A 3,820-nucleotide genomic window follows, 5' to 3' on the forward strand; every position below is an offset into this window, starting at 1 on the left:
GCACGCTGGTGCTGCAAGACCGCGCGGGCATCGTGATCGGCCGCTATCCCGAGCCGGCGAAGTGGATCGGCCATGACGAATCGAGCCGGCTGGAAAGTTTTCGCCAGCAGCAGCCAGAAGGCCGAGGGGTCGGCATCGGGGTCGACGGCGTGCGCCGCTTCTATGCCCTCGCACCGGTGGGCAGCTGGGGCCTGACGGTGGTGGCCGGCGTGCCGGAAGAGGCGGTGCTCGAGCCGGCGCGCAACCAGGCGCGGCAAGCGGCGGTGGCGCTCGGGCTGCTGTCGGTGCTGGTGTTGTGGCTGGCCTGGCGCCTGTCACATCGGTTGGTCGCGCCGCTGGCCCACTTGGCCGCCACTGCGCGCGCCGTGGCCGAGGGTGAGCCGCAGRCCCGTGCCGACGAAGGGCTGCCCGGCGAGTTCAGGACCGTGGCCAGCGAGTTCAACCGCATGCTCGACGGCCGCGACCGCGACCAGGCCCGGCTGGCCGAGTCGGAGCGGCGCTTTCGCGAGATGCTGGACACGGTGGAGCTGCTGGCGATCGCCGCCGACCGCGAAGGCCGCATCACCTACTGCAACGAGTTCTTCCTGCAGCGCACCGGCTGGCAGCTGGACGAGTTGTCCGGCGCCGACTTCGGCGACCGCTGCATGCCGCGCGGCAGCCTGGGCGAGCGCGAGGACTGGCACCTGGCGCTGCGCAATGGCCACCTGCCGGCCCACAACGAAGCCACCTTGCTGACGCGCACCGGCGCCCACCGCCTGGTGCGCTGGAGCAGCACCGTGCTGCGCGACGAGCACGGTTTGGTGGTCGGCCGCGCGAGCATCGGCGAAGACATCACGGACCAGCGCCGCGCCGAACAGCAGGTGCTGCGGCTGTCGGGCTTCCTGACCGCCTTGTCGCGCACCCAGCGCGCGATCATCCACCGCGCGCCGCGCGATGAGCTGCTGCGAGAAGCCTGCGACGCTTGTGTCGACGCCGGCCAGGCGCGCATCGCCAGCGCCTGGCTCAAGGTCGATGACCAACTGGTCGCCGAGGCCTGGGCCGGCCCCGCCGAGCGGCTGTTCGGCCCCATGCCGGCGCAACGCGACCCGCAGGCCGAGGGCTTTGCCCAGACGCTGACCGGCCGCGCACTGTTCGCCGGCCTGCCCGGCGTCTGCAACGACCTCAGTGCAGACGCCTATGCCGCCGACTGGCACCAGCAGGCAGACGCTGCCGGTGTGCGGGCGCTGGCGGTGTTCCCGCTGCGCTGCGCCGGTGCCATCGTCGGCGTGCTGCTGCTGCATGTGGACGAGCCCGACTGGTTCGATGATGCCCTGGTCGACCTGTTGCGCCAGCTGACCGACGACCTGGCCTTCGCGCTGGACAACCTGCAGCGCGAGCAGGCGCGGCTCGAAGCGCAGCGCCAGGCTGCCACCGACCACCGGCGTTTCAAGAGCATCTTCGAAGCGTCGCCGACAGGCATTGCGGTGCGCACGTTGAAAGACGGCCGCCTGCTCGACCTGAACCCGGTCTTCGCGCAGCGCGTGGGCCGCTCGCGCGATCAGTTGCTCGGCCACAACCTGTACGAGCTCGGGCTGGGCATGTCCTACGAGGACTACCAGCGCCTGATGTCGGCGATGAAGGCCAAGGGCCAGGTGCGCGACTTCGAGGCCAAGGTGGTCAACCACGACGGTACCGAGCGCATCATCCTGGTCAACGGTGAGCTGATCGACTACGACGGCCAGCCGGCGGTGCTGACGATCAGTCATGACATCACCGCGCGCCGGCAAGCCGAACAGGCGTTGCTGGCCCGCGAGCGCCAACTGGCCGGCATCGTCGACTCGGCGCTCGACGCGATCATCACGCTCGACGCCTCGCAGCGGGTGGTGATGTTCAACCGCGCGGCCTGCGAGATGTTCCGCGTCAATGCGGACCAGGTGCTGGGCCAGCCGCTGGACAACTTTGTTCCGGCCGAGCTGGTCGAGCGGCACCGCCGCGGCATGCAGGCCTTTCTGGACAGTGGCCGCGAGCAGACGACGCTGGACCACGACCGCCTGCTTTACGGCGTGCGGGCCGATGGCGAGCACTTTGCTTTCGAGGCCGTGGTGTCGCGCCAGGGCGAAGGCGCCGGGATGACGATGACCGCCGTGATCCACGACCTGACCGAGCGGCTGGCCGCTGAAGCCGCGCGCGAGGCGCGCATCGTGGCCGAGGTCGCGAGCCAGGCCAAGACCGAGTTCCTGTCGCGCATGAGCCACGAGCTGCGCACGCCGCTGAACGCGATGCTGGGCTTTGCGCAGCTGCTGAGCGACGACCCGCGCGAGCCGATGAGCACGCGCCAGCACCGCCATCTGGCGCTGATGCGCGATGCCGGCTGGCACTTGCTTGCGTTGATCGACGATGTGCTCGACGTCTCGCGCATCGAGGCGGGCGAACTCGACATGCGGCTGGAGTCGGTGCTGCTGCAGCCATTGATCGAAACGGCGCTGTCGGTGGCGGCCCCGCTGGCGGCGCGGCACAAGGTGCAGTTGCACCACGTGCGGGCGGCAGCCGCTGCCAGGCTGGCGGTACGGGCCGATGCGACGCGGCTGCGCCAGGTGGTGCTGAACCTGCTGTCCAACGGCTGCAAGTACAACCGGCCGGGCGGCGAAGTGCGGGTCGAGGTGGTCGACGAAGGCGAGACCTTGAGCATCGACGTGGTCGACAACGGCGTCGGCATGAACGAGGACCAGCTCGCCCACTTGTTCGAGCCCTTCAACCGGCTCGGGCGCGAACGCAGCATGGTCGAAGGCACCGGCATCGGCCTGCACCTGACGCGCCAGCTGGTGTTGAAGATGAGCGGCACGATCAGCGCGCAGAGCACGGTCGGGCAGGGGACCCGCATGAGCGTGCGGCTGCCGCGCGTCAGCGCTGCCGATACGCTGCGCCGCCTGACGGGGCCGGACCACGTCGAAGGCTCCCCGGTGCCGGTTGAAGACACCCTCGAAGGGTCGATCCTCTACATCGAGGACAACCCGGTGAACCTGATGCTGGTCGAGGAGTACCTGATGCGCTGGCCGAAGGTGGCCTTGTGCAGTGCCGCGACCGGCGAGGCCGGTCTCGCGCAGATGGCGCAGGCGCGCGGACGAGAGGACCACTTCGACCTCTTGCTGCTCGACATGCAGCTGCCCGACATGCACGGCACTGAACTGCTGCAGCAGCTACGCGCGGGCGACCTGCTCAACGGCACGCCGGTGGTGGCCTTGTCGGCCAGCGCGATGCCGGAAGCGGTCGACGCGGCGCTGGCGGCCGGTGCGAGCGAGTACTGGACCAAGCCGCTGAATCTGGCCCGGCTCGGGGTCGACCTGCGGCGTTTTCTGCGCGCGGCAGGCTGAGCCAGCTAACGCGCCAAGATGATGGCGGCGGCGCCCGAGACGATCAGCCCTATCGCCCAGATCCGGTCCAGGTTGAGCCAAGCCGCCCGCAGCGCTTGCAGGCCGACGTAGCGGTAGACGACCCACGCGATGCCGAGCCCCGAGCCGATCATCGCCGCCGTGTGCACCAGCGAGACCACGAGCGCCGTGCCCAGGCCGGCCCGCATCAGCGCCATCATGCCGCCGTGGCCGAAGGTGTCGTCCGATGCGGTGGGTGTCTCGCACAAGCCCATCAGGATCGGCAGCAGCATCAGCGCGGCGCCGTGGGCGGTGGCCATCAGGAACGACCAGAGCGCGAGCTGCGACGGCCGCACGCGCACCAGCCAGCGCGGGTGACGGCGCGACAGCAGCCGCGAGGCGCCGAACAGCAGCACCAGGCTGCCCGCGGCGATGCGGATCTCGCTGCTCCATTGCAGCAGCCAGCTCAGCAG

2 protein-coding genes are annotated in these 3,820 nt (G+C 70.1%); one reads left to right on the forward strand and one right to left on the reverse strand.

Going from position 1 to position 3,820, the window contains the following annotated elements; all coding sequences use genetic code 11:
* Positions 1-3,350 (forward strand): PAS domain S-box protein (locus tag AC1DYI_RS29185; protein ID WP_477207621.1); only part of this gene is annotated, 3,350 nt, incomplete at its 5' end.
* Positions 3,351-3,355: 5 nt separating this feature from the next.
* Here AC1DYI_RS29185 and AC1DYI_RS29190 read toward each other — a convergent pair.
* Positions 3,356-3,820 (reverse strand): hypothetical protein (locus AC1DYI_RS29190; protein ID WP_477207622.1); only part of this gene is annotated, 465 nt, incomplete at its 5' end.

Source organism: Ideonella sp. P3_A4 (genome assembly GCF_056403075.1).